Below are 24,633 nucleotides of genomic sequence, written 5' to 3'. Positions count from 1 at the left end.
GAACGTCGTGCCAACCATCGAGCGTTGTGTGACGTCAAGGGGTTGGGTCAACTCGACTTCGGAGGGAATGGATGAACGTATCGCTGCTGGGGGGATGGTTTCCGGCGATGCTCGACGTGCTCGCCGCCGGTGCGTTGATCGCGGCCATCGGCTGGCGGGACTACAAGTGGCACTGGCGGATGGTCCCGCTGATCGCGGGCGTCACGGTGCTGCTGACCGTACTCGCGTGGAAACCCGGCGCCAACGCGGTCGGGATCACCGATCCGCTGCCGTTCTCGGTGTGGTTGTGGCTGGGTCTCGCCATCGCTGCCCTGCTCGTGCTCGCCGCCGGCTGGCGGACCGCGCGCTGGTGGCGACGGGGTATGGCGGTCGTGGCCGCAGCGCTCGCCGCGCTGGTGTGTGCGAACGGCGTGAACCAGTTCGTCGGGTACTACCCGACCATCGACTCCGCCGTCAGCGACTGGACGAACACCCCGCTGGCGGGGCAGGTGTCGATCGCGAGGCTCCGGCACGAGGCCAACGCGACGAAGCCGCCGGGCGTCGGGAAGCTCGTCCAGGTCGTCATCCCCGCGACGTACAGCCACTTCAAGCACCGGCCGGAACTGGTCTACCTGCCGCCGATCTGGTTCGTCCGCACCGCGCACCGGCACCCGCTCCCGGTGGTCGAGCTGATCGGCGGTGAGCGCGGGGGCCCGGGTGACTGGGTCCGGCTCGGCAACGCCGTCCAGGTGTCCGACCAGTTCGCGCGGGAGAACCGCGGGTACGCGCCGATCCTGGTGTTCGCCGACGCGACCGCCCGGTTCACCAACGACACCGAATGCGTGAACGGCCCGCGCGGGAACTCGGCCGACCACCTCGACCAGGACATCCCGAAGTACATCGAGAAGACCTTCGGCGCCTCCACCAACCCGGCGGAGTGGGCGGTCGCCGGGTTCTCGATGGGCGGTACCTGCGCCCTCGACCTGGTCGTCGAGCACCCGGACGTGTTCCGGCACTTCATCGACATCTCCGGCGACCTGGCGCCGTACACGAGCACGCCGGCCGCCAGCCTGCACGACCTGTACGGCGGCAACGTGGCGCTCGAGCACCAGAACGAGGCACTCCTGGTGATGAAGGCACACGGTCAGTACCAGGGCGTGAACGGACTGTTCCTGACCAGCACCAAGGAACGACGGCACCAGCACGAGGCGGAGGAGCTGTCCAAGGCCGCCGCCAAGGTCGGGATCTGGTCCCGGGTCCAGATCTCCCCCGGCACGCATGTGTGGCAGTTCGCAGCGCCGGCCTTCGCAGCGGCCTATCCTTGGCTGGCGAACCAACTAGCCCTCCCGGGGCTCGCGCACCACCCTGCGACGAGTCAGCTCGCCCTTCCCGGACACATCGAGACGAGGCACAAGAAACCCGCGTGATCCAGACAACTCGACGGCTCGCCGTCGGCCTCATCGTCCTCATCGTCGTCACCGTGATCAGCGGCGCCGACACGGTCAGTGGGGTCTTCAAGCCACTTCCGGCCGGTCAGCTCCACGTCGTGGCCCTCGGCGACTCGGTCACCTCCGGCTCCAACTGCAACTGCTCGGCGTTCCCGCAGATGTACGGCGACCAGCTCCAGGACCGGGACGGCGCCACCGTCGCGGTCGCCAACCTGGGCGTCGGCGGACTGGACTCGTCCGGTTTGCTGCAGACGCTGAACCAGCCCAACTCCTCCACCCAGGTCGACACGGCCGCCGCGAACGTCGTCCTGCTGACGATCGGGGCGAACGACTTCGGCGACCACCACGACGACGTCACCAGCGGTCAGTGCACGGCCGACTGCGTGTCCGACGAGTTCGAGCAGCTGACGGTGAACCTGGGCAAGATCCTCGGCCGGATCCACGCGCTCCGGAACAACCAGCCGACGACGATCCTGGTGACCGGCTACTGGAACGTGTTCGAGGACGGCGACGTCGCCGCCCGCCAGTACCCCGCCAGCGGCCTGCAGGCCAGCGACCAGCTCACGCTCCGCACGAACGGCGCGATCGCCGCCGCCGCGGCCGCCGACGACGCGACGTACGTCGATATCTACACGCCGTTCAAGGACAGCTCGAACATCACCTCACTGCTCGCCGCCGACGGCGACCACCCGAACGCCGCCGGCCACGCCCTGATCGCCAGCGTCCTCCTCGCCGCAACACCCAACCCCCTGCCGAAGTCGCATCAGGGAGGGTAGACGCGCCCGCGAGGGCCGAGCGCTACTGCTCGGTCTTCGCGGCCGGGGTCTCCACGTTCTCCGGGAAGTGGCAGGCGGTCTGGTGGCCGGGGGCCAGTTCGACCAGGGGTGGTTCCTGGGTCTTGCAGATCTCCTGGGCCTTCCAGCAGCGGGTGTGGAAGCGGCACGCGGGCGGCGGGTTGATCGGGGACGGTACGTCGCCCTGCAGGCGGATGCGTTCCTGCTTGCCCTTGCGCTTCGTGTCGGGGACCGGGACGGCGGACAGGAGTGCGACCGTGTACGGGTGCATGGGGCGCTCGTACAGGCTGACGCGGTCGGCCAGCTCCACGATCTTGCCGAGGTACATGACCGCGACCCGGTCGGACACGTGCCGTACGACGGACAGGTCGTGGGCGATCATCACGTACGTCAGGTCGAACTCGTTCTGCAGGTCCTCGAGGAGGTTCACGACCTGGGCCTGGATCGACACGTCCAGCGCCGACACCGGCTCGTCCGCGACGATCAGCTTCGGGCGCAACGCCAGCGTCCGGGCGATGCCGATCCGCTGGCGCTGGCCGCCGGAGAACTCGTGCGGGTACCTGTTGTAGTGCTCCGGCGACAGGCCGACCAGTTCGAGCAGCTCCTGCACGGCCTTCTTCACGCCGTGCTCGGTCTTCACGTTCTGCAGCTTGAACGGCGCGCCGACGATCTTGCCGACCGTGTGCCGCGGGTTCAGCGATCCGTACGGGTCCTGGAAGATCATCTGTACGTCGCGGCGCAGCGGGCGCATCCGGCCCTCGCCGAGGTGGCTGATGTCGCGGCCCTCGAACACGATCTTCCCGGCGGTCGGCGTCTCCAGCCGGGTCAGCAGCCGGCCGGTCGTGGTCTTGCCGCAGCCGGACTCCCCGACCAGCGACAGCGTCTCGCCCTGCTTCACGCTGAACGTCAGGCCGTCGACCGCCTGGACGGCGCCGACCTGGCGCTGCAGCAAACCCTTGCGGATCGGGAAGTGCTTGACGAGGCCGTCGACCGACAGCAGCTCCTCGCCCACCTTGGGGGCGGTCGGAGTCGGTTCGGCGTCAGTAGTAGTCACAGTCGTCCCGTTCAGAGCTTCGGCTTGATGTCGGTCTCCCACGCCTGACGGCGGTTTTCCGGGGAGAGGTGGCAGGCGACCATGTGGCCGTCGCCGATGTCCAGGAGCTCCGGCCGCTCGGTCTCGCTGAGGCCGCCGTTCAGGTGCGCGTAGTTGCAGCGCGGGTTGAACGCGCAGCCCTTCGGCACGTTGATCAGGCTCGGCGGCGTGCCCTTGATCGGTACGAGTCGCTCGGTGCGCTCCCGGTCGATCCGCGGCATCGAGCCGAGCAGCCCCCAGGTGTACGGGTGCTGCGGACGGTCGAAGATGTCCTCGGCGGTGCCGTACTCGATCGCCCGGCCGGCGTACATCACCTGGATGTCGTCGGCCAGCTCGGCGACCACGCCGAGGTCGTGGGTGATGATGATGACCGCGGAGTTGAACTCGCGCTGCAGGTCCCGGATCAGGTCCAGGATCTGCGCCTGCACGGTGACGTCCAGCGCCGTGGTCGGCTCGTCGGCGATCAGCAGGTCCGGGTCGCAGGACAGCGCCATCGCGATCATCGCCCGCTGCCGCATGCCGCCGGAGAACTGGTGCGGGTACGCGTCCACCCGGCGGTCGGGCTGCGGGATGCCGACCCGGTCGAGCATCTCGATCGCGTGCTTCTTCGCGACCTGCTTGCTGACCTCGTTGTGCACCCGGTAGGCCTCGATGATCTGGTGGCCGACCGTGTAGAACGGGTGCATCGCGGACAGCGGGTCCTGGAAGATCATCGCCATCCGCTTACCGCGGAGCAGCCGGACCTCCTCGCGCGTCGACGACACCAGGTCCTGGCCGTCCAGGAAGATCTCGCCGCTGATCTTCGCGACGCCGGGCTTGTGCAGGCCCATGATCGACAGGCTGGTGACGCTCTTCCCGGAGCCGGACTCGCCGACGATGCCGAGCGTCTTGCCGCGCTCGAGCTTGAACGAGATCCCGTCGACGGACTTCACCAGACCGTCGTCGGTCGGGAAGTGCACCTTCAGGTCGCGGACGTCGAGGAACGCCTCGCCGCGCTCCACGCGCTGCGCCGGGGCTTCTTGGACTTCTTCGATCGGCTCGCTCACGAGATCCGCACCCTCGGGTCGACAACGGCGTACAGGAGATCAACGACCAGGTTCGCAAACACGATGAAGAACGCGGCCACCAGCGTCACGCCGAGCACCTTCGGCAGGTCGTTGGCCTGCAGTGCGATCACGGCGTACTGGCCGATACCCGGCAGCGAGAACGTGGTCTCGGTGAGGATCGCGCCGCCCATCAGCAGGCCCAGGTCCAGGCCGAAGATCGTCAGGATCGGCGTCAGCGCGGATCTCAGCCCGTGCTTGATGACGACGTCCCGTTCGGTCAGGCCCTTGGCCCGCGCGGTCCGGACGAAGTCCTCGTTCATGGTCTCGAGCATGCCGGCCCGGGTGAGTCGCGCGTACGCCGCGGCGTACAGGAACGCAAGTGTCACCCACGGCAGGATCAGGTCGTACGCCCACCACAACGGGTTCGTCTCGTCGAGTGGGTTGGTACCGCCCTGCACCGTCCAGCCGAGTCCGTAACTGAAGATCGACAACGAGAGCAGGCCGGTGAAGAAGATCGGCAGCGAGACACCGGCCAGCGCCACCGACATCAGTGACCGGTCGAGCACCGACCCGCGTCTCAGTGCGGAGATGATGCCGGTGCCGACCCCGGTGATCAGCCAGATGAAGGCCGCACCACCTGCCAGCGAGGCGGTGACAGGTATTCGCGCGACCAGGTCCGGCCAGACCGGGGTCTGGGTCAGGTACGAGTACCCGAAGCAGGGCGCCGGGCAGTGCTCGGTGCCCGGGCCGTAGTTGTACTCCGTACCGGCGACCAGTCCTTTGACGAACCGGCCGTACTGCACGTAGAGCGGGTCGGTGAAGCCGAGCTTGACCGCGGTCTCGTGGATCTGCTCCTTGCCGACACTGCGGCCGACGTACCGCGAGGCCAGGTCGTCCGGCGTGGCACCGCCGAGTCGCGGGACCAGGAAGAAGATCGAGAACGTGACTGCCGTGACGATGAAGAGCAGGATCACTGCCCCGATCACCCGGCGGATCAGATATGCGAGCACCGTGCGCGGCGTGGTGACCGGTGATCATCGCTGATCACCGGTCACCTCAGCCTTCACCTACCTCTGCTGGCGAAATGATGGTTGGTCAGAGCAACTACTTCTGGGCGAGTCCGATCGCCGCGTAGTCGTACATGTTCTGACCGTCGTTGGTGAAGACGTTGGCCAGCGTGTCCGGGCGGTACAGCAGGCCCTTGGCCCAGATGCCCGGCAGTGCCCCGGCCTGCTCCATGACCTTCTTGTCGATGTCCACCCAGATCTTGTTGCGGGCGGTCTCGTCGGTCGTCTTCAGCGCCTGGTCGATCATCGTGTCGACCTCGGGGATCCGGATACCGAGGTTGGTGTTACCACCGGCGGCCCGGATCACCCGGCTGTCGACGATCTGGCTCAGGAAGCCGAAGCCGTCGTTCCAGTCGGCGCCCCAGCTGTAGACGATCAGGCCGAGGCGGTTCGCCTTCGCGAAGTCCGGCTTGCCGGCGTACAGCTTGGTGTAGTCACCGGTCGGGTACGGCTTGGTGGTCAGGTTGATGCCGACCCGCTTCAGCGACTGCTGCAGCGTCTCGGCGACCGCCTTCTCCTTGGCCCGGTCGGTGCGGTAGGTGATGTTGATCGAGAAGCCGTTCGGCTGGCCGCACTGCTGCAGTTCCTGCTTGGCCTTGTCGACGTTGCCGTTCTTGTCGGTCTTGAAACCGTAGTCGTCGAACTGCTCCGACCCGGTCACGCCCGGCGGCATCAGGTTGGTCGCGATGTCGCCACCGATCGGGCCGCCGTACGCACGCTGGTAACCCTCGTGGTCGGCGGCGTACAGCACGGCCTTGCGGCAGTGGATGTTGTCCAGCGGCGGGACCTGGCTGTTCAGCACTGTCCAGTTCAGGCGCGGGGCCGGCACGTTGTCGGCGTGCGCCTTCAGCTTCGGGTCGGCCAGGATCTTCGCCTGGGTCTCCGGCTGTACGCCGGTACCGGCGAGGTCGACGTCCAGGTCACCGGCCAGCAGCCGGTTGTCGATGTCGGTGCCCTCGACGTTGTAGGCGATGGTGATCTTGTCCGGCAGCGCCTTGCGGCCCGAGTCCGGGTCGGTCGCCGGGTCGTACTGGTCGTTGCGGACCAGGTCGAAGCCGCTGTTCGGGTTGTAGGTGCCGAACTTGTACGGACCGGTCGCGATCGGGTGTTCCTTGTACTTCGCACCGGTGTCCTTGGCCTGCGGCACCGGGGCCGTCGACGGCAGCTGGGCGAAGTAGTCGAAGGACGCGAACGGCTTGTTCAGGTGGAAGACGATCGTGTTGTCGTCCGGCGTCTCGATCGCCTTCGCCACCCCGGCCAGCGTCTTGTCCTTGTAGACGCTGTAGCCCTGCGGGATGTCGAGCAGGAAGTCGTTGAAGTACGTCGGGCCGTTCGGCAGCGTGACCTTGTCCAGCGACCGCGCGACGGCGTACTTCACGTCCTTCGAGGTGACCGGCGTGCCGTCCTCGAACTTGATCCCCTTGCGGATCTTGTACGTCCAGGTCTTGGCGCCGTCACTCGGCACGCCAGGGGCCTCGGCGAGGTCCGGAACCGGCTTCGCGCCCTCCGCACCCGGCTTCGCCGCGAACGTCATCAGCGGCCGGACGTAGTTGCGCACGAGGTTCCACGAGAGGCCGTAGTAGGTGTCACCCGGGTCGGTCGAGTCCCATTGCTGGGTGATCGCCATCCGGAGAGTGCCACCCTTCTTGTCGCTCGGGTTGAAGTCCTTGCCGACAGCGGCGTTGAACTCCGCCGTCGCGCCTCCGCCCGCACTGGATCCGCCGCCCGGCGTCGCCTTGGGTCCCCCACAAGCCACCAGGCTCAGGGCGACGGCCGCACTGACGGCGGTAGCCGTCGTGATGCGATTCCATCTCATCTCTACTTGCACCCCTTTATTCGTGAGAGCCCAGGCTCCCTGGTTGGAGAGAAGTCCTACCGCGACCGCGGGTCGAGCGCGTCGCGCAGCCCGTCGCCGAACAGGTTGAAGGCCAGCACCGTGACGAAGATCGCCAGACCGGGCGAGATCATGTACCACGGGTCGACCGAGTACCACTTCGCCGCGATCGACAGCATGTCGCCCCAGCTGGCGGTCGGGGGGCGGACACCGACACCCAGGTACGACAGACCGGCCTCGAACAGCACGTTGGTCGGGATCAGCAGGGTCGCGTAGACCAGGATCGGCGCGATCAGGTTCGGCAGCAGCTCGGTGAACAGGATGTACGGGCGCCGCGCACCGAGGCTGCGGGCCGCGTCGACGAACTCGCGTTCGCGCAGCGACAGCGTCTGGCCGCGGATGATCCGGCCGATGTACGGCCAGCTGAAGAAGCCGATGATGAAGACGATCAGCGCGACCCGCAGCGTGTCACCGGTGAGGCCGAGGATCGAGTCCGGGATGGCGCCGACGAGCGCGAGCGCGAACAGCACCAGCGGGAACGCCAGGAAGATGTCCATCAGCCGGCTGATCAGGGTGTCGACCCAGCCGCCGAAGTACCCGGCGACGATCCCCATCACGACCCCGATGACCACCGACAGCAGCGTCGCCAGGAACGCGATCAGCAGCGAGATCCGGGCGCCGTACACGATCCTGGCGAAGATGTCCCGGCCGTTCACCGGCTCCACGCCCAGCGGGTGCGCCGCGCTGATCCCGCCGAACTTGCCGATCGGGGTCTGCAGGGACGCGTCCACCAGGTCCTGGTGGAAGTCGTTCGGAGTGACGCCGATCAGTGTGCAGAGCAGCGGCGCGAAGATGCCGACGAGCATCAGTAGCACCACGAAGATGCCGCCGGCGATCGCGACCTTGTCACGCTTCAGCCGCATCCACGAGATCTGCCACAGCGACCGGCCCTCGATCTTGCCGGCGCCCTCCAGCACCGCCTCAGGCTGGGCTGACGCTGATCCGGGATCGACCTCCAGTGGCGCGCTCACGCGATCTGTACCCCTGCTTCGTTCGTCGAATGAACCGGAACCGAATCCGGTATGGCTGCCGCCTTAACCTGCCGCCATTACAGCCCGGAGTCAAACGCGGAAAGTGCTGCGTTGCCCGATCGTGATCGTCAGGAAATCGTCCCGTATCGTGGACATTCCGCAGTAAACCACGGCGTCGCACCGACGGTCGCCGGGACCTCGCGAACCGTTACTGCCATGGCATTTTTGTGTCAGTGCCGTAATCCGGACAGATACAGGAAAGACAGCGGGTCGAGCGCCGCTTTCGCGCCTTCCAGGTCTTTGCCGGCGACCGCCGTGACCTGTCCCTGCCAGATCGGGATCACCGGCGCGTCCCGCGCGATCACTCCCTGTAGCTGCCCGATCAGGTCGTCGCGCTGCAGGCCGTTCTGCTCGCCACGTTGCTGCTGCAGCAACTTCGTCGCCGCGGCCGACCGGTACCCGTTCGAGGCGAACGCGCCGTCGGTCGCTACGAACGGCCGCAGGTAGTCGTCGGCGTCGGGGTACTGCGGGGTCCAGCCGGTCATGAACAGGTCGTACGCCCCGGCCGCCGTCGCCACCTGGTACTGCGGCCACTCCGCGCTCCGCAGCGTCACCCGGAACAACCCGGACGCCTCCAGCTGCCGCTTCAGCTCGAGTACTTCGGCCTTCGCGCCCAAGCCGTACTGGGACGGCGTCCAGCCGACGGTCAGCGGCACCGGTACGGCGATGTTCGCGTTCTTCAGGATCGCCGCGGCCGTCGTCTTGTTCGGCTGCTTGTACTCGGTCCGGAACGCGTCCACCTGCCCGCCGAAGCCCGGCGGTACGACGGAGTACAGCGGCGACACGTGGTCGGCGTACGCCGTCTTCGCGATCGCGGACCGGTCGATCACCTGGGCGACGGCGCGCCGGATCGCGGGGTTGCGTGACAGCAGCGACTTCATCTGGAACGCGTACAGCCGGATCTCCGCGCTACCCGTGTCGACGACCTGTACGCCGCTCGCCGTCCGGAGCTTGTCGAGGAGCACCGGTCCGAGGCCGTGGAACGCGAGGTCGGCCTTCCCGGTGGAGATCTGCTGGTACAGGTTCTGCGCGTCCGGCACGGTGGTGATCGTGACGCCGTCGTTCTGCGCCGCCCGCGGGCCGTGGTAGTTCGCGAACTTGGTCAGCGTGACCTCGTTCGGCCTGAAACCGGCCAGCTGGTACGGCCCGCTGCCGATCGCCTTGTCCTTCAGCAGCGAGTCCGCCGGGTACGACTGCTCGTCGACGATCGACGCCGCGGTCGTGGTCAGCAGGTACGGCAGCCGCGCGTCCGGGGTCGTCAGGTTGAACACGGCCGTCAGCGGGTCCGGCGTACTCACCGACTTCACCGACGCGAACAGCGGCGCCAGTCCCCCGGGCGTCCGCAGCTTCACCAGCCGGTCGAAGCTGAACTTCACGTCCGACGAGGTCAACTGGTGCCCGTTCGGGAAGGTCAGCTTCTCCTTCAGGCTGCAGGTGTACGTCGTCGGCGAGTCGAACTGGCAGTCCGCCGCGTCCGGCACCGGCGTCGGCTTGTCCGGGAGGATCGTCAGCAGCGTCTGGAACAGGTTCGCCTGGACGGTCCGCGAGGCCACGTCGTACGGGCCGGCCGGATCCAGCGAGGTCACGGAGTCGCTGGTCGCGAGCCGGAGCAGCAGCTGCTTCGGCGTCTGCTCCCCCGGGTGCGGGGCGTTGTCGTCCGGCTCGCCGCAGGCAGCCAGGCAGATCCCCAGCGCACCGACTGCCACGGCCGCCGACGCTCGGCGCACCCACTCACTCACCGTCTCACCTTTCCCCAGCCCGTTACCCCACACACAACGCCCCCGAGGGCACCAAGTGACGGTAGCTCGTCAACGGAGCAGCGCGCGCAGGGACTCCGGTGTCAGCGGCTCCAGCGACTTCACCACGAGCCGCCGCGGCGCGTCCGGGATGCTGATCCACTGCGGTACGGCGACGACGTACATGCCGGCCGCCGTACCGGCCTGGGTGCCGGTCATCGAGTCCTCGATCACCACGCAGTACGCCGGGTCCACGCCGAGCCGCTCCGCCGCCGTCAGGTACGGCTCCGGGTTCGGCTTGCCGAGCGTCACCTCGTCGCCGGCCACGATCACGTCGAACGGATCCGGCGGCAGGTGCCCGAGCACCGCGTCGATCATCGTCCGGTACGACGCGGACACCAGCCCGCACGGGATCTCTTCCTTGCGCAGCGCCCGCAGCAGCTCGAGCGCACCGGGCTGGAACGTGACCTCGCGGCGGAGCGCCTCGACCACCTCGGAGAACATCCGCTCCGCGAGCTCGTCGCCGGTGATCACGCCGTCCGGGATCCGCGCCATCCAGACCTGGACGGCGTCGCGCAGGTCGCTGCCGATCAGCGTCATGCAGTCCTCGAGCGTCCAGGTCGCGCCGAGCTCCGCGAGCAGCTCGAGCTGCACCTCCGCCCACACCTTCTCGGAGTCGACCAACGTCCCGTCCATGTCCCACAGCACCGCTTGCAGGGCCGGCAACTACCGCTCCTCTACGTCGTCTCCCGAGCTCACCTTCACCCCATTCTCCCTGGTCCGTCGCGACACGTTCCGCCCGGGGTGAAACCGGCCACATGACCCGGTCGCAGCACGTAGGCTTGCAGTCCGGATTCCGGCAAACCCGCCGGTGTTGGCTTGAGAGACGACAGGGGGCCTGCGAGTGGTTGACCTCGCGAACCTGAGGGACCCGGTCGTGATCGCCGCGTTCGAGGGCTGGAACGACGCGGCCGAGGCGGCCACCGGAGCGGTCGACCACCTGATCGACGAGTGGGACGCGGAGCTCGTCACGGCCATCGACCCCGAGGACTACTACGACTACCAGGTGAACCGGCCGCGGGTGTCGATCGACGACGACGGCGTCCGGCAGCTGACCTGGCCGACCACCCGGATCTACCTGGCTCGCCCCGACGACACCGGCCGGGACGTGCTGCTGATCCGCGGCGTCGAGCCGAACATGCGCTGGCGGGCGTTCTCCCGGGAGCTGCTCGAGCTGGTCGACGAGTCGAACGCGCAGGTCGTCGTCGTGCTCGGCGCGCTGCTCGCGGACGCGCCGCACACCCGGCCGATCCCGGTGTCGGCGACCTCGTCGGACGAGGAGCTGACCGCGGCCTGGAGCCTCGAGCCGTCGACGTACGAGGGGCCGACCGGGATCACCGGCGTCTTCGCCGACCTGTGTACGACGCTCGGCGTACCGTCGGTGTCGATCTGGTCCGCGATCCCGCACTACATCGCCGGTACACCGTGCCCGAAGGCGTCGCTGGCGCTGCTCGGCAAGGTCGAGGAGCTGCTCGACCTGACCATCCCGGAGGGCGAACTGCCCGAACTGGCCCGCGCCTGGCAACGCGGCGCCGACGAGCTCAGCGAGGAAGACCCGGAGGTCGCGGAGTACGTCCACTCCCTCGAGGAACAACGCGACACCGCCGACCTCCCCGAAGCCACCGGCGAAGCAATCGCCGCCGAATTCGAGCGCTACCTGAAACGCCGCAACAAAAACCACCCCGGCGAGTAACCCACCCGCAACACCCCCACCCCCGCCGGACCACCCGCACCCGCAGCGGCCACACCAGCACCCCCGGCGCCCGCACCTGCCGTTCCTCCTTCTCAGGCGGTTGGCCCGTGGGGAGGAGGAACGTAACCGCTCAGGGTGTGGCGCGTTGTTACCAGTGGGTTTATATTCGACCGGACAACTGGGGGGTGACGGCGTGCCGTCACCGGGACCACGGGGAGCAACGGGATGCGGGGCATGCGCAACGAGCGGGGCGGCAGCTCGGTTCCTGCCCTGGCCGTGCTCGTCCTGCTCGGGGTCGTCGCCGCGATCGGGATCTTCGGCAACAAGGCGAGCAACGCGAAGACGGTCGACCTCGCCACGCTGACCGCGTCGACCACCGCGACCACGATCGCCACCGCCCCGCTCGACACCTCGCCGTACTCCGGCACCGGCGGCATCGTCGTGCACCCGCGTCACGAGGCCGCGCTGTTCGCCTCGCCCGACGCGGACGACGCGTTCGGGAAGATCGCGCCGACCCAGTTCGGGCCGACCTGGCTGCCGGTGGTCGACCAGACGGACGGCTGGGTCCGGGTGCTGCTGCCGTCCAAGCCGAACCGGTCCACCGGCTGGCTCCAGGATACCGACCTCGACCGGGCCAGCACGTCGTACCTGATCCGCGTGCACACCAGCTCCCGGACGCTGGAGCTGTTCGAGAACAACAAGAGCCTCGGGACCTGGAAGGCCGGGGTCGGCGCGAGGAAGACGCCGACGCCGCCCGGCCGGACGTTCCTGCTCGGCTCGATCATCGACCACAAACGCTCGGCGTCGCCGATCGTGCTCCCGTTGGGTGCGCACAGTCCCACCTTGGACACGTTCGGTGGCGGACCTGGTACCGTCGCGATCCACGGCTGGCCGAATCCGCACGTGTTCGGTGCGGCGATCAGCGCGGGCTGCGTCCGGGTGCCGAAGGCCGCGCTCGCCGATCTGCAGAAGGTTCCGCTCGGGACGCTCGTCCTGATCGACAGCAACTAAGGAGAATCCGATGCGACGACAGTTGGCTCCGACGGTGCTCACGGCCGCGGCCGTGGCGGGCGTCGTGACGTTCAGCCTGGTCGCGAGTGCCCCCGTCGGCAACGCGGCGGCCCGCCCGTCCTCGGCGTACGCCGTGAGCGCCGAAGGCCAGGTGCCGATCGCGAAGACGCCGTACGCCGAGTCGCTGGACGGCAAGCGGCAGACGACGTCCGCGCTCGAGCTGCCGCAGAACCCGCTGATCTCGGTGCGGGCCGGTACGGCGACCGCGGGCAACGACTCGGCCTCGGTGGAGCTGTTCGACATCGTGATCGGGCCGGACATCCTGAGCCAGGTGAAGATCCCGCCGGAGCTGAAGCAGCAGTGCGCGAACCTGCCGAAGACCGGCGCCTCCGACCTGCCGCTGCCCGACCTCGCGCTGCCTGACCTCGGGCTGCCCGGTCTGCCCGCTCTGCCGAAGCTGACCACCGCGGACCTGCCGGTGAAGAACCTGCCGGACCTGTGCAACCTGCTGCTCAACCCGCCGAAGTCGCTGCTCGCGATCGACTCGCTGAACGTGTGGTGCTCGGGTGACACCGGCGGCATCGACGTCGGCTCCCTGACGCTGCTCGGCCAGACGATCAAGGTCCCGACCACGAAGCAAGGTGCGAGCCTGCCGTCGAACCCGCTGGCCTCGATCGCGGTCAACAGCCAGACGAAGCACTCGGACGGCGCGTTCACAGTCACCGGCCTGACCATCAACCTGGGCGGCGCCGAAACCATCAACCTCGCCTCAGCCACCTGCGCCAAGCCGGCCGCCAAGGCCAAGCCCACCCCCAAGCCCCCGGTCGACCACCCAGCCCCACCCCAGGTCAACACCCCACCCGCGGCCCCGGTCCCCACCCCCATCAAAACCCACCAAGCCGTCACCGGCTGACAAACAGATCCCCTCGACCGACTCCCGGTCGAGGGGATCGTCGTTTCAGAGCTTGACGCCTAGCAAGGCGTCGCAGGCCTGGGTGAGTAGGGCGGGGGCTTTGGTGTCGATGCCTTCGGTTTGCGACCAGGTGTCGATGGCTGCGAGGGCTGTGGCGGCGTCGAGGTCGTTGGTGAGGGCGGCGCGTACGGCGTCTACAACGGCGGCGCCGTCGGGGCCCGCGGGGCGGTTGACGGCTGTGCGCCAGCGGGTGAGGCGGGCTTCGGCCTCGGGGAGGTCGGACGGCATCCAGAACCAGTCGGTGCGGTAGTGATGGGTGAGCAGCGCGAGGCGGATCGCCATCGGGTCCGCGCCGGCCTGTCGTTCCTTCGAGACCAGGACCAGGTTGCCCTTGGACTTGGACATCTTCTCGCCGTCCAGCCCGACCATCGCCTGGTGCACGTACGCCCGCGCGAACGGGTGCTCCCCCGTCGCGACCTGCGCACCGCTCGCCGACATCTCGTGGTGCGGGAAGATCAGGTCCGACCCGCCGCCCTGTACGTCGAACGTCATCCCGAGGTACTTCAGCGCGATCGCCGAGCACTCCACATGCCAGCCCGGCCGGCCACGCCCGAGCGCCGAGTCCCACGCCGGCTCCCCCGGCCGCTCGTGCCGCCACAGCAGGCTGTCCAGCGGATCCTGCTTCCCCTCGCGCTCCGGGTCCCCGCCACGCTCGGCGAACAGCTCGGTCATCGTCGTACGGTCGTACCCCGAAACCCCACCGAACGCGGGATCCGTCTTCACCGCGAAGTACAGGTCGCCGTCGACGGAGTAGACCGCGCCCGCCCGCCGCAGGTCCTCGACCGCGTCCGACACCAGGTCGATCGACTCGACCACGCCGATGTAGTGCTGCGGCGGGATCACCCGCAGCGCGGTCATGTCGTCGCGGAACAGCTGGATCTCCCGCGCCGCGAGGTCGGTCCACTCGACGCCCGTCGCGGTCGCGCGCTCCAGCAGCGGGTCGTCGACGTCGGTGATGTTCTGCGTGTACACCACGTCGTACCCGGAGTCCCGCCACAACCGGTTGATCATGTCGAACGTGACGTACGTCGCCGCATGCCCCATGTGAGTCGCGTCGTACGGCGTGATGCCGCACACGTACATCCGGGCGGTCCCACCATCGGGCGGCGACACCTCGACCAGCCCGCCGGAGGCGGTGTCGTAGAGGCGTAGCCGCCGGGCCGGCCCGGGTACGACCGGGATGTCTGGTTTCGTCCACGCCTGCATGTGTCGGAGCTTATGCCAGTCCGATTTTCAATGACGCGACACGGTTCCAATCCGTGGTCCGGGTCGCGGCGTGCACCCCGGCGGCGGATACTCTCGCGGGCGATGACTGCCGACTTCAGTGCCGAGTTCCGGGCGTACGGCGGCTGGATCGCCGCCGCCGCGATCCAGCAGCAGGACCTGTTCAACGACGTCGTCGGGCCGGACTCCCTGCAGGCCGACCTGAACGAGCGGACGCTCAGCAGCGACCGTGGCGTGCTGAGCGGCGTCACGCTGCTCGGCAGCTTCTCCGAGCTCGACCGGACCTGGCTGTGGGGCTGGGCGAACCCGGGCTTCGGCCCGGACGCGCCCGCGGTCGCGCCGACGAGCGTGATCCGGGAGTTCGGTGAGCGGCACGCGATCGCCGAGTTCACCTCGGAGACCCTCGAGCTCGGCGGGTTCGACCAGCCGGCGCAGGCTGCGATCATGCTCGCGATCACGGCCGGTACGGTCCTTGGCGGGCGCGGCGTCTGGTCGACCGCGATCAACGAGGGCCGCGGGCATGTGTACCTGCACGTCGCGGACGAGCAGCTGCCGGTGGCGGGTTTCGACGCGATCGCCACACCACGGCTGCTGATGACGGCGGTCAGCGTGTTCCCCGGCGACCACCGCCAGGTCGTCCGCGGCTACTTCCAGCACTACGGCCTGACCGCTGAAGAGGGCCCGAACGTCCTCCGCGGTACGTCGCCCACCGGCAGCACGATCACCGTCGACTTCGACGACCACGGCCGGATCGGCAACGTCTCCGTACAGCCCTAGAAGGCCGGCCAGGGGATCGCGGGCCACTCGTCGCTGGGGTACGGGAAGGCGCCGGTCTTCAGCAACGACGCGCAGCGTTCGCGGGTTGCGGTGAGTTCGACTGTGGTGATCAGCTCCGACAGCTGCTGCCCGAGCGCACCGGCCAGCTCGCCCGCCAGCCGTCGTACGTCGGCCAGCAGGTCGTCCGGGATCGGGTCGCCGGCCCAGCCCCACAGCACCGTGCGGAGCTTGTCGTCGGCGTTGAACGTGACGCCGTGGTCCACGCCGTACACGCGTCCGTCCCCCGGGTTCAGGACGTGACCGCCCTTGCGGTCGGCATTGTTGACCACGGCATCGAACACGGCCATCCGCCGCAGCGCGTCGTTGTCCGCGTGCACGAGCGTCACAGGGTTGTGCCGCCCGTCGAGTGCGTCCAGTACGCCGACCCAGCCCTTCGGCACACGGCCCTGCGGGACGATGTCGACCAGCTCGGTCTCCCCCGGTCCCAGCTCGGCCTCGTCGATCCACAGCTGCACCATGCCCACGCCGAGAGGCCCGTCCCGCAACAGCGTCGGCGGTACGACGTGCCACCCGAGCGCCTCGGACACGACGTACGCCGCGAACTCACGCTGGGCGAGCGTGCCGTCCGGGAAGTCCCACAGCGGGCGCTCGCCCTCGACCGGCTTGTAGACGACCGTCGCGGAGTCACCGGACAGACTCACCGAGCCCTGGTACGTACCGTTCGAGGCGGCGACCAGGCGGCCGTGCAGCGAGAGCTCACCGAGGGCGAGCAGCTCCGGGTCGACCGTCATTCCGGCAGGTGCCTGCGGTAGCCGTTGGCGCGCGGGCAGATGTGGCCGTCCGCATCGATCGGCCGGCCGCAGAACGGGCAGCTCGGGCGGCCGGACGCGACCAGCGCGACCGCGCGGCGGGCGAACGCCCGGGCCTGTTCCTCGGTGATCCGGACCACGAACACCTCGGCGTCGTCGGACTCCATCGCCGCGGTCACCGGGTCGGGCTCCTCGTCCTCGAGCTCGGCCGGGTCGACGGCGACCACGGCGAACACCTCGATCACCACCCGCTCGGCGTCGGCCTCCCAGGCCAGCGTCATGGTTCCGGCCCGGAACTCCTCCTCGATCGGCTGCTCCAGCGGTGCGTTGTCGTCCGCGCCGGTCCGCGTCACCGGGTCCCGGTCGAAGCGCCGCGCGACCTCGTCCAGCATCACGTCGAGCCGCTCCGCGAGCGCCATCACCTGTTCCTTCTCGCAGGCGACCGACGTCAGCCGGTGCCCGGCCCTGGCCTGCAGGAAGAAGGTCCTCGCACCGGGTTCCCCCACGGTGCCGGCGACGAACCGCTCGGGGTCGTCGTAGGAGTGCACAACTCGCGCCATACCCCTGACCCTATTACCGTCCACCGACGACCGCGTCGGACGACTGCTTCTTCGGCTTGGCTTTCGCTGACGGCTTAGGGATCAGCGAGGCGAGTTCGCTGCCGGAGTCGTTCAGCCGGACCAGGAACGGCCTGGTCGCGGTGTAGGTGACGATCGTCGTCGACGCGGTGTCGACGACGATCCGCTGGAACGTGTCCAGGTGCTGACCGAGCGCGTCCGCGACGATCGCCTTGATCACGTCGCCGTGCGAGACCGCGACCCAGATCGCGGTGTCGCCGTGGGTCTTCGCCAGCTCCGCGTCGTGCGCGCGGACCGCGTCGACGGCTCGTTGCTGCATCCCCCGCATCGACTCCCCGCCCGGGAACGTGACGGCCGACGGGTGCTGCTGGACGACGGCCCACAACGGATCCTTGGCCAGCGCCGAGATCTTCTTGCCGGTCCAGTCGCCGTACCCGCACTCGGTCAGCCGCCGATCCGTTGCCGGACGCAACCCGTCGTGGTACTTCGCGATCGCCGCCGCGGTCTGCCGGCAGCGTTCGAGCGGCGACGTGACGAGCGCGGCCAGCGGCAGCTCGGCCAGCCGCTGGGCGACCGCGGCGGCCTGCTCTACGCCGGTGTCGTCGAGCTTCACGCCGGGCGTCCGGCCGGCCAGCGTGCCGGAAGTGTTCGCGGAGCTACGGCCGTGGCGGACCAGAATCACCGTGGGCATGCACTGCACGTTAGCGGGTCGTGCCAACTGGTGAGGCATGATGGTCGGGTGATCGTGGACTGCGGGGTGTACGCCGCCGGGGAGCGTCAGCAGCTGCCCAAGGACCCCGAGACCGTCGCCCAGGCCCTCGACGACGACGGCGAGAGCTTCGGCTGGATCGGCCTGCACGACCCGTCGGACGCCGAGATGCAGCGTGTCCAGCGGCTGTTCGGCCTGCACGACCTGGCGGTCGAGGACGCGCTGCAGATCCACCAGCGCCCCAAGGTCGAGCGGTTCGGCGACACGATCCTCGTCGTCCTGCGGACGCTCTGGTACGTCGACGAGGGCGACGCGGTCGAGACCGGGCAGGTGACCGCGTTCATCGGTACGCGGTACGTCGTGACCGTCCGGCACGGCGAAGGCGGCGAACTGGCCACCACCCGGCACGAACTGGAGGCCCGCGCCTCGATGCTCGGGCACGGCCCGGCCGCCGTGCTGTGGGCGATCTGCGACGCGATCGTGGACGACTACGAGCGGGTCGCGGAGCAGGTCGAGATCGACGTCGACGAGATCGAGTCGTCGGTGTTCTCGCCGGACCGGACCAGCGACGCGGAGCGGATCTACCGGCTGAAGCGCGAGGTGCTGGAGATGCGCCGCGCGATCGACCCGCTGCGGGAGCCGATGGAGCAGTTCGCGCACGGCGTCGCCGGCCTCGGCCCGAAGGCGAGCCCGTTCTTCCGCGACGTGGCCGACCACCTCAGCCGGGTCTCCGACCAGGCCGAGGCGATCGACGTCCTGCTCACGTCCGCGCTGAACGCACACCTCGCGCGCGTCTCGGTCCAGCAGAACGACGACATGCGGAAGATCTCCGCCTGGGTCGCGATCGCCGCCGTACCGACCATGCTGGCCGGCATCTACGGGATGAACTTCGACAACATGCCCGAACTCCGCTGGCACTTCGGGTACTACGCCATCCTGCTCGTGATGGCCCTCGTCTGCGTCACGATGTACCGCTTCTTCCGCAAGGTCGGCTGGCTCTGAGGTTCGGCCGGCCGGTGGACAGGCACGGTGGCCCGCACGGCCGCGACCGGCGGACGGTTCGCGGCGACCGCCGCCGGGGCGAACGCGGTCAGGACCGGGACGAGAACCGCCGCGGCGATCCCGGCCCGGACCACGCCGCGGCCCCGCCGGGTGAGCATCGCCGGCGGCAGCAGCAGCCGCCGTACCCGTGCCACGGCGTCGGAGTCCCCGGCCGCCAGCGCGCTCGCCGGGGTGATCGGCAGGCTGCCGGCCGGTTGTCCGGTCGCGACGGTGAACAGCGCGGCCGCGATCGTCTCCGGCGCGTGGGCACGAGCGGCGACGTCATCGGCCTGCATCTCGATCAGCCGCCGGACGACCGCTGACAGTTCGCGCAGCAGCGGCAGCGCCGGCAGGGTTCCCGCGACCACAGCGGCGCTCGCCAGCAGACTGTGGTGCCTGCCACGCAGATGTGCCTGCTCATGCGCGATCACGGCAGCGACCTGATCCGGTGTGAGCACCCCGAGAAGTCCGCTGGTCAGGACGATCGTGCCGGCCCGGTCGGCCAGGCTGTAGGCGACCGGACGTGACTCGTCCACGATCACGGCCGGCCACTCCGGCACCCGCCGCCCGGCTGTCGCGATCAACGCCTGCTGCTTGCGGCGCTCCGTCCGGCGAATCTGGACGACCTGACCGGCCACCCAGCACACGCGTACGACGATGACAGCGGACAGACAAAGACCGGCGACCGCGACCACGGTTCCGCCGGGCGTGCTGTAGGCCGAGCGGATGCGGATGATGCAGGCGCCGAGCAGCTCGCTGACGCCACTCGACAAGGCCGTGTGCGGAACCGCGATCGTCAACCCGGCCAGGAACAACGCCACCGGAACCGACCAGGCAACCGACAGCAGCAGCGCCGCTCCGAGCCGCGGAGCGCGCTCCAGCCCGCCGCTCCGACGGCACAACGCTCCGCCGCCGATGCCCAGGGCAAGCGCATAGACCAGCAACACCGCGCCGACGGTCACCGTCCGGCCTCCCGGCGCCGCTGGGCCAGCGCGCAGGCAAGGGCCTGGGCCAGCACCTCGGCATCGTCGGCGTCGATCTCCTCGGCGAACTTCGCGAGCGCTCCGGCGCGGTCGCTCGTGGTCGCGAGCGCATCGTTCATCAGCGCGGCGGCGTACTCCTGGCGACTCACCGCGGCCAGGTACCGCCAGGCCCGCCCGTCCCGCTCGCGGGTCACCCAGCCCTTGTGGAACAGGTTGTCCAGCACGGTCATCACGGTCGTGTAGGCGAGCGGCCTCCGCACCCGCAGCGCGTCCACGATCTCCCGGACCGAACGCTCCGCGCCCGCGTCCCAGAGCCGCTCCATGATCGCGGCCTCGAGCTCGCCGAACGGACGCAACCGTCGCGCTGCGGCCACGGGCAACACTCCTTCCGAGTCGTCCTGCGGGCTAACACGCACGGCGGCCGCGAAACGTTCAATCCGCCGGACCACTGAACGGATGCGATCTACTAAGCGTGTTAGTAGCCATGCCGATCGAACCACGGCGGGACGAACCGCCATCCTCGACGGACGGCAGCGCCGCCGACCGCGCACTGGCTGTCCTGTACGCCGAGCACGCGAAGGCGTTGCTGAGCTTCGCGGAACGCTTCACGGGGGACCGCGGGCGTGCCGAGGACATCGTGCAGGAGACGTTCCTGCGCGCCTGGCACCAGCTACCCAGGTTGCTCGACGACGACCGACCCGTCCGGCACTGGCTCTTCCAGGTCGCCCGGCGGCTGCTCATCGACGCGGCCCGCGCGGCGAGCAGCCGCCCACAGTTCGCCGACGCGGGCTACGACGCGGAGCCGGCCGCGGACGGCGGCTTCGACCAGTTGATGGACCGCCGTGTCCTCGTCGAGGCGCTGCGCGGCCTGTCCCGGGAGCACCGGCAGATCGTCGTCGTCACGTACTTCCTCGGCTGCCCGATGCACATCGCCGCCGAGCGCCTCGGAGTGCCACCCGGCACTGCCCGCTCGCGGCTCCACTACGCCCTCGGCCGACTGCGCCGGCAACTCGAACCATCCCTCGCCGCCTGACCATCAGCCGGCCTTCTCCGGGAGCCACCCATGGCCAACACCAACACCAGCCGCCTGATCGGCGAACGCCTCGCCCGTGCCACCGCCGCCGTCACGCTCGGCGCGATCGCCGTCGTCCACCTCCTCGAACTCAGCGACCAACTCGCCGAGAACAAGCTCGTCGGCTACTCGTTCATCGCGCTGATCGCCGCCGCCGTGATCGCCGCCGCGGCCGTGATCGCGGTCCCCAGCCCGCGGGTCTGGATCCCGGTCGACCTGCTCGCCGCCGGCGCGCTCGCGGCGTACCTGCTCAGCCGCACGACCGGACTGCCGACCGACCCGCTCGAGATCGGGAACTGGAGCTGCACGCTCGGCATCGCCGCCCTGGTGACCGAGACGCTCGTGCTCGCCATCGCGACCTGGCAGCTGCGGTCCCTCCGCACCGCGCCGCAACCCGCACCTGTCACCGAAGACGCCGACCTCTGACCACCGTCTGGAGCCGAACCATGTCCAACTATCGTCCGATCCTGCCCCGTCGCCGGGCGCTCACCGCCGCTGTCTCGGCCGCCGCCCTCGGTGCGACCGCCCTGACCGCTCACGCATCGGTGCCGACAGCAACCACCGCTACCAACGTCGTCGTGGAGTGGAACCGCACCTTGCTGTCGCTCGTGCGGACGCCGGGCGCCCAGCCCGCGACGGTCCACCCCACCCGCGACTTCGCGATCATGAGCCAGGCCGTCTACGACGCGGTCAGCTCGTCCAGCCACGTGATCGGCGTACGGCGTACGTCCGAGCAGCGCGCCGCCGCCGCGCAGGCCGCGCACGACGTACTGACAGCGATCTTCCCCGGCTTCACGGGCGGGCTCGACCGGCAGCTCGCCGACGATCTCGCCGGCGTCCCGTCCGACCGTGCGCGGGACGCGGGGGTGCGGGACGGCGCACGAGCAGCCGCCCACGTCCTCGCGGTTCGCGCCGGTGACGGCTCCGCCGCGACGCCACCGGCGTACCTGACCAGCGGAAGGCCGGGCGACTTCCGGCCGACCCCGCCCGGTTTCGCCGCGCCCGTCTTCACCCACTGGGGTGCGGTCACCCCCTTCGTGCTGCGCACCGGGGACCAGTTCCGGCCGGGTCCCCCGCCGCCACTGTCGGGCCGCGCGTACGCGACCGCGCTCAACGAGGTGAAGAGTCTGGGCCAGGACCACAGCACCACCCGGACACCCGAGCAGACCACGATCGGTACGTTCTGGTCAGCGCCGATCCAGAACTATTGGAACGACATCGCGGACCAGGTCCTGAGCTCCCACCGCAGCGGCACCGAGGCGTCGGCGCGGACCCTCGCGCTGCTGGACCTGGCCCTCGCCGACACCACGATCGCGCTGTACGACGCGAAGTACGCGTACCGGCTCTGGCGGCCGATCACCGCGATCCGCCTCGCCGACACGGACCGGAACCGGCTGACCACAGCGGATCCGGCCTGGACACCGCTCGCCGTCACCCCGGCCGATCCGTCGTATCCGGGAGCGCACAGCGCCCTCAGCGCAGCCGCAGCCGAAGTACTGGCGACGCTGTACGGCGACGTGGACTTCACCGTCACGTCACCGGCGCTGCCCGGCGTGACGCGGTCGTTCCGCACCTTCCACGACGCCGCCGTGGAGGCCGGGCTGAGCCGCATCTACGCCGGCGTCCACACCCGCATCGACCATCGCGCCGGCCTGTCGCTCGGGACCCGGGTCGGCTCGTACGTCCTCAGGTGGCGGTAATGGTGCTGGTCGACAGGAGCATCAGCAGTACGACGCCCAGCAGCACCCGGTAGAACGCGAACAGCTCGATCGAGTGCTTGGCGACGAACCGGAGCAGCCAGGCGATCGACGCGTACGCGACCACGAAGCTGACCACCGTGCCGACGATCAGCGGTACCGCGCCGACCGAGCCGCCGAGCGCGTCCTTGAGTTCGTAGACGCCGGCACCGGCCAGCGCCGGGATGCCGAACAGGAACGAGACCCGGGTCGCGGCGACCCGGTCGAGGCCGCGGAACAGACCGGCCGAGATCGTCGCGCCGGACCGGGACACGCCCGGGATCAGCGCCAGGCACTGGACCAGGCCCATGACCAGCGCGTCCAGGAAGGTGATCCTGGTCAGGGGCCGTTCCTTGCTGCTCATCCGTTCGGCCGCGACCATCACCGCCGACCAGACGATCAGCGCCCCGGCCACCCACCACAGGCTGCGCAGCGGCCCGGAGATCAGGTCCTTCGCGAGGAAGCCGACGATGCCGATCGGCACCGAGCCGACGATCACGTACCAGCCCATCCGGTAGTCGAACTCGTCGCGCCGCTCGGGCTTCGCGAGGCCGCCCACCCAGGCGCCGATGATCCGGACGATGTCCTTCCAGAAGTACAGGATGACCGCGATGATCGCGCCGGTCTGGATGACCGCGGTGAACCCGGTGATCGACGGGTCGTCGATCTTCAGCCCGAGCATCTTCGACACGATCGTCAGGTGGCCGGTGCTGGAGACCGGCAGGAATTCGGTCAGGCCCTCGACGATGCCGAGGATGATGGAGTCCCAGATCGTCATCAGTGACCGACCCCGGAGAGCTCGAGCGCCTCGGCCGCGACCCGCAGGTCGGCGATCCGCTGGTCCACGGTGGCCGCGAACGGCGTCAGCGCGACGGTGGTCGCACCGGCCTCGGCGTACGCCGTGAGCTTCTCGGCCATCCGCTCCTTGCCGCCGAGCAGCGAGATCCCGTCGAGCAGCCCGAACGGTACGGCGGCCATCGCCTCGCGGTGCTTCTTGTCGAGGTACAGGTCCTGGATCTCCTTCGCCGCGTCGGCGTAGCCCATCCGGACCGCGAGGTCGTTGTAGAAGTTCTTCTCCCGGCTGCCCATGCCGCCGATGTACAGCGCGGCGTACCCACGGACCGGGTCCGCCGCGGTGTGGACGTCGTCTCCCGTCATCAACGGGGTCGTGACGACGACGTCGAAGCCGTCGAGGTCCTTCTGACGGGTCTGGCGGCCCGTCGTGATGTGCGTCAACTGCTCTCCAAGGAAGCCTGGGTCGTTGAGGATCCCGAGCCATCCGTCGGCGATCTCGCCGGCCAGCTCGAGGTTCTTCGGGCCGACCGCCGCCAAGTACACCGGCACGTGGTCGCGGATCGGCCGCACGGTCAGTTTCAGCGCCTTGCCCGGTCCGTCGGGCAGCGGCAGCGTGAAGTACTTGCCCTGGTACGCGACGGTTTCCCGGCGCAGGGCGGCGTTCACGATGTCAACGTACTCACGGGTCCTGAGGAGTGGCTGAGAGAACCGGACACCGTGCCAGCCTTCCGACACCTGCGGCCCGGACACGCCGAGGCCGAGCCGGAACCGGCCGTTCGACAGCCGGTCCAGGGTGGCCGCCGTCATCGCGGTCATGGCCGGCGTCCGGGCCGGGATCTGGAAGACGGCGGCGCCGACGTCGATGGTCGTGGTCTGGGCCGCGATCCAGCTGAGCAGGGTGGCGGCGTCCGAGCCGTACGCCTCCGCGGCCCAGGTGACCGAGAAGCCGAGTGCCTCGGCCTCCTTCACCAGCCTCAGGTGGTCGAGATGGTCGTCGCCGCCGAAGACGAAGCCGATGTTGAGTCCGAGTCGCATGACTGGCGAGCCTAGCGAGAGGTTGTCGGTGGGCCGCAATAGGCTCGGG

25 protein-coding genes are annotated in these 24,633 nt (G+C 69.3%); 10 read left to right on the top strand and 15 right to left on the bottom strand.

All coding sequences use genetic code 11. The features are described 5' to 3' along the window. Positions 1 to 71: 71 nt before the first annotated feature. A complete protein-coding gene (locus ACQHIV_RS08585) occupies positions 72 to 1,406 on the top strand; it encodes an alpha/beta hydrolase (RefSeq protein WP_427892939.1) in 1,335 nt (444 codons plus the stop codon). Continuing rightward, the gene (locus ACQHIV_RS08580) at positions 1,403 to 2,203 is read left to right on the top strand and encodes an SGNH/GDSL hydrolase family protein (protein WP_427892938.1); all 801 of its coding nucleotides are present in this window, start codon (positions 1,403 to 1,405) and stop codon (positions 2,201 to 2,203) included. The genes ACQHIV_RS08585 and ACQHIV_RS08580 overlap by 4 nt, the downstream gene beginning before the upstream one ends. A 22-nt stretch (positions 2,204 to 2,225) precedes the next feature. Here ACQHIV_RS08580 and ACQHIV_RS08575 read toward each other — a convergent pair whose 3' ends face one another. The 7 genes from ACQHIV_RS08575 to ACQHIV_RS08545 form a co-directional block, all read right to left on the bottom strand. Beyond that, complete coding sequence (locus tag ACQHIV_RS08575) at positions 2,226 to 3,275, bottom strand: ABC transporter ATP-binding protein (protein ID WP_427892937.1); 1,050 nt, start codon at positions 3,273 to 3,275, stop codon at positions 2,226 to 2,228. Between the two features lie 11 nt (positions 3,276 to 3,286). After that, complete coding sequence (locus ACQHIV_RS08570) at positions 3,287 to 4,360, bottom strand: ABC transporter ATP-binding protein (RefSeq protein ID WP_427892936.1); 1,074 nt, start codon at positions 4,358 to 4,360, stop codon at positions 3,287 to 3,289. Next, positions 4,357 to 5,370, bottom strand: coding sequence for an ABC transporter permease (locus ACQHIV_RS08565; RefSeq protein ID WP_427892935.1), 1,014 nt, complete (start codon positions 5,368 to 5,370; stop codon positions 4,357 to 4,359). Before ACQHIV_RS08565 ends, ACQHIV_RS08570 begins: the two co-directional genes overlap by 4 nt. Before the next feature lie 94 nt (positions 5,371 to 5,464). Beyond that, the gene (locus ACQHIV_RS08560; RefSeq protein WP_427892934.1) at positions 5,465 to 7,243 is read right to left on the bottom strand and encodes an ABC transporter substrate-binding protein; all 1,779 of its coding nucleotides are present in this window, start codon (positions 7,241 to 7,243) and stop codon (positions 5,465 to 5,467) included. Positions 7,244 to 7,299: 56 nt separating this feature from the next. Beyond that, positions 7,300 to 8,292: an ABC transporter permease gene (locus ACQHIV_RS08555; RefSeq protein ID WP_427892933.1), complete on the bottom strand. Its 993-nt coding sequence runs from the start codon at positions 8,290 to 8,292 to the stop codon at positions 7,300 to 7,302. A 230-nt stretch (positions 8,293 to 8,522) separates the two neighbouring features. Beyond that, on the bottom strand, positions 8,523 to 10,091 hold the full coding sequence (locus ACQHIV_RS08550) for an ABC transporter substrate-binding protein (protein ID WP_427892932.1): 1,569 nt from the start codon (positions 10,089 to 10,091) through the stop codon (positions 8,523 to 8,525). Positions 10,092 to 10,160: 69 nt separating this feature from the next. Further along, positions 10,161 to 10,814 carry an HAD family hydrolase gene (locus ACQHIV_RS08545; RefSeq protein WP_427892931.1) on the bottom strand — a complete coding sequence of 218 codons (654 nt, stop codon included), beginning with the start codon at positions 10,812 to 10,814 and terminating at the stop codon, positions 10,161 to 10,163. 178 nt (positions 10,815 to 10,992) lie between these two features. Here ACQHIV_RS08545 and ACQHIV_RS08540 point away from each other — a divergent pair, with 178 nt between their 5' ends. From ACQHIV_RS08540 to ACQHIV_RS08530, 3 genes are all read left to right on the top strand, one after another. Further along, positions 10,993 to 11,841 (top strand): PAC2 family protein, encoded by an 849-nt coding sequence (locus tag ACQHIV_RS08540; RefSeq protein ID WP_427892930.1) that lies wholly within the window; start codon positions 10,993 to 10,995, stop codon positions 11,839 to 11,841. Between the two features lie 234 nt (positions 11,842 to 12,075). Further along, entirely contained in the window at positions 12,076 to 12,852 is a 777-nt protein-coding gene (locus ACQHIV_RS08535; RefSeq protein WP_427892929.1) for a L,D-transpeptidase, read from the top strand. Between the two features lie 10 nt (positions 12,853 to 12,862). Beyond that, complete coding sequence (locus ACQHIV_RS08530) at positions 12,863 to 13,765, top strand: hypothetical protein (RefSeq protein WP_427892928.1); 903 nt, start codon at positions 12,863 to 12,865, stop codon at positions 13,763 to 13,765. A gap of 45 nt (positions 13,766 to 13,810) precedes the next feature. Here ACQHIV_RS08530 and mshC read toward each other — a convergent pair whose 3' ends face one another. Then, positions 13,811 to 15,031 carry a cysteine--1-D-myo-inosityl 2-amino-2-deoxy-alpha-D-glucopyranoside ligase gene (gene mshC, locus ACQHIV_RS08525; RefSeq protein ID WP_427892927.1) on the bottom strand — a complete coding sequence of 407 codons (1,221 nt, stop codon included), beginning with the start codon at positions 15,029 to 15,031 and terminating at the stop codon, positions 13,811 to 13,813. Positions 15,032 to 15,133: 102 nt separating this feature from the next. Here mshC and ACQHIV_RS08520 point away from each other — a divergent pair, with 102 nt between their 5' ends. Then, complete coding sequence (locus tag ACQHIV_RS08520; protein ID WP_427892926.1) at positions 15,134 to 15,826, top strand: DUF6882 domain-containing protein; 693 nt, start codon at positions 15,134 to 15,136, stop codon at positions 15,824 to 15,826. Here the strand turns inward: ACQHIV_RS08520 and ACQHIV_RS08515 are convergent. Genes ACQHIV_RS08515 through ACQHIV_RS08505 form a run of 3 tightly spaced genes read right to left on the bottom strand, consistent with a single transcriptional unit; the run spans position 15,823 to position 17,904 of the window. After that, the gene (locus ACQHIV_RS08515) at positions 15,823 to 16,617 is read right to left on the bottom strand and encodes an SCO1664 family protein (protein WP_427892925.1); all 795 of its coding nucleotides are present in this window, start codon (positions 16,615 to 16,617) and stop codon (positions 15,823 to 15,825) included. The two genes, ACQHIV_RS08520 and ACQHIV_RS08515, sit on opposite strands and share 4 nt — an antisense overlap. Continuing rightward, a complete protein-coding gene (locus tag ACQHIV_RS08510) occupies positions 16,614 to 17,195 on the bottom strand; it encodes a DUF3090 domain-containing protein (RefSeq protein WP_427892924.1) in 582 nt (193 codons plus the stop codon). The genes ACQHIV_RS08515 and ACQHIV_RS08510 overlap by 4 nt, the downstream gene beginning before the upstream one ends. A 13-nt stretch (positions 17,196 to 17,208) precedes the next feature. Next, positions 17,209 to 17,904: a histidine phosphatase family protein gene (locus ACQHIV_RS08505; protein ID WP_427892923.1), complete on the bottom strand. Its 696-nt coding sequence runs from the start codon at positions 17,902 to 17,904 to the stop codon at positions 17,209 to 17,211. A gap of 48 nt (positions 17,905 to 17,952) precedes the next feature. Between ACQHIV_RS08505 and corA the strand changes: the two genes are divergently transcribed. Then, positions 17,953 to 18,924 (top strand): magnesium/cobalt transporter CorA, encoded by a 972-nt coding sequence (gene corA, locus ACQHIV_RS08500; RefSeq protein WP_427892922.1) that lies wholly within the window; start codon positions 17,953 to 17,955, stop codon positions 18,922 to 18,924. Here the strand turns inward: corA and ACQHIV_RS08495 are convergent. Continuing rightward, positions 18,849 to 19,925: a M56 family metallopeptidase gene (locus ACQHIV_RS08495; protein ID WP_427892921.1), complete on the bottom strand. Its 1,077-nt coding sequence runs from the start codon at positions 19,923 to 19,925 to the stop codon at positions 18,849 to 18,851. The two genes, corA and ACQHIV_RS08495, sit on opposite strands and share 76 nt — an antisense overlap. Next, on the bottom strand, positions 19,922 to 20,320 hold the full coding sequence (locus ACQHIV_RS08490; protein ID WP_427892920.1) for a BlaI/MecI/CopY family transcriptional regulator: 399 nt from the start codon (positions 20,318 to 20,320) through the stop codon (positions 19,922 to 19,924). Before ACQHIV_RS08490 ends, ACQHIV_RS08495 begins: the two co-directional genes overlap by 4 nt. A 110-nt stretch (positions 20,321 to 20,430) precedes the next feature. Between ACQHIV_RS08490 and ACQHIV_RS08485 the strand changes: the two genes are divergently transcribed. The 3 genes from ACQHIV_RS08485 to ACQHIV_RS08475 are packed head-to-tail and all read left to right on the top strand — an operon-like array spanning position 20,431 to position 22,718. Then, complete coding sequence (locus ACQHIV_RS08485) at positions 20,431 to 20,979, top strand: sigma-70 family RNA polymerase sigma factor (RefSeq protein WP_427892919.1); 549 nt, start codon at positions 20,431 to 20,433, stop codon at positions 20,977 to 20,979. A 30-nt stretch (positions 20,980 to 21,009) separates the two neighbouring features. Further along, positions 21,010 to 21,444, top strand: a complete 435-nt coding sequence (locus ACQHIV_RS08480; protein ID WP_427892918.1) for a hypothetical protein — start codon at positions 21,010 to 21,012, stop codon at positions 21,442 to 21,444. A 20-nt stretch (positions 21,445 to 21,464) separates the two neighbouring features. Next, entirely contained in the window at positions 21,465 to 22,718 is a 1,254-nt protein-coding gene (locus tag ACQHIV_RS08475; protein WP_427892917.1) for a vanadium-dependent haloperoxidase, read from the top strand. Here the strand turns inward: ACQHIV_RS08475 and ACQHIV_RS08470 are convergent. Then, positions 22,705 to 23,532, bottom strand: coding sequence for an undecaprenyl-diphosphate phosphatase (locus ACQHIV_RS08470; RefSeq protein WP_427892916.1), 828 nt, complete (start codon positions 23,530 to 23,532; stop codon positions 22,705 to 22,707). The genes ACQHIV_RS08475 and ACQHIV_RS08470 overlap by 14 nt on opposite strands. After that, the gene (locus ACQHIV_RS08465; RefSeq protein ID WP_427892915.1) at positions 23,532 to 24,584 is read right to left on the bottom strand and encodes an LLM class F420-dependent oxidoreductase; all 1,053 of its coding nucleotides are present in this window, start codon (positions 24,582 to 24,584) and stop codon (positions 23,532 to 23,534) included. Before ACQHIV_RS08465 ends, ACQHIV_RS08470 begins: the two co-directional genes overlap by 1 nt. Positions 24,585 to 24,633 lie beyond the last annotated feature (49 nt).

It is taken from the genome of Kribbella polygonati (assembly GCF_050320105.1).
GTDB lineage: Bacteria > Actinomycetota > Actinomycetes > Propionibacteriales > Kribbellaceae > Kribbella.
This window is presented reverse-complemented; position numbering and strand designations above follow the sequence as displayed.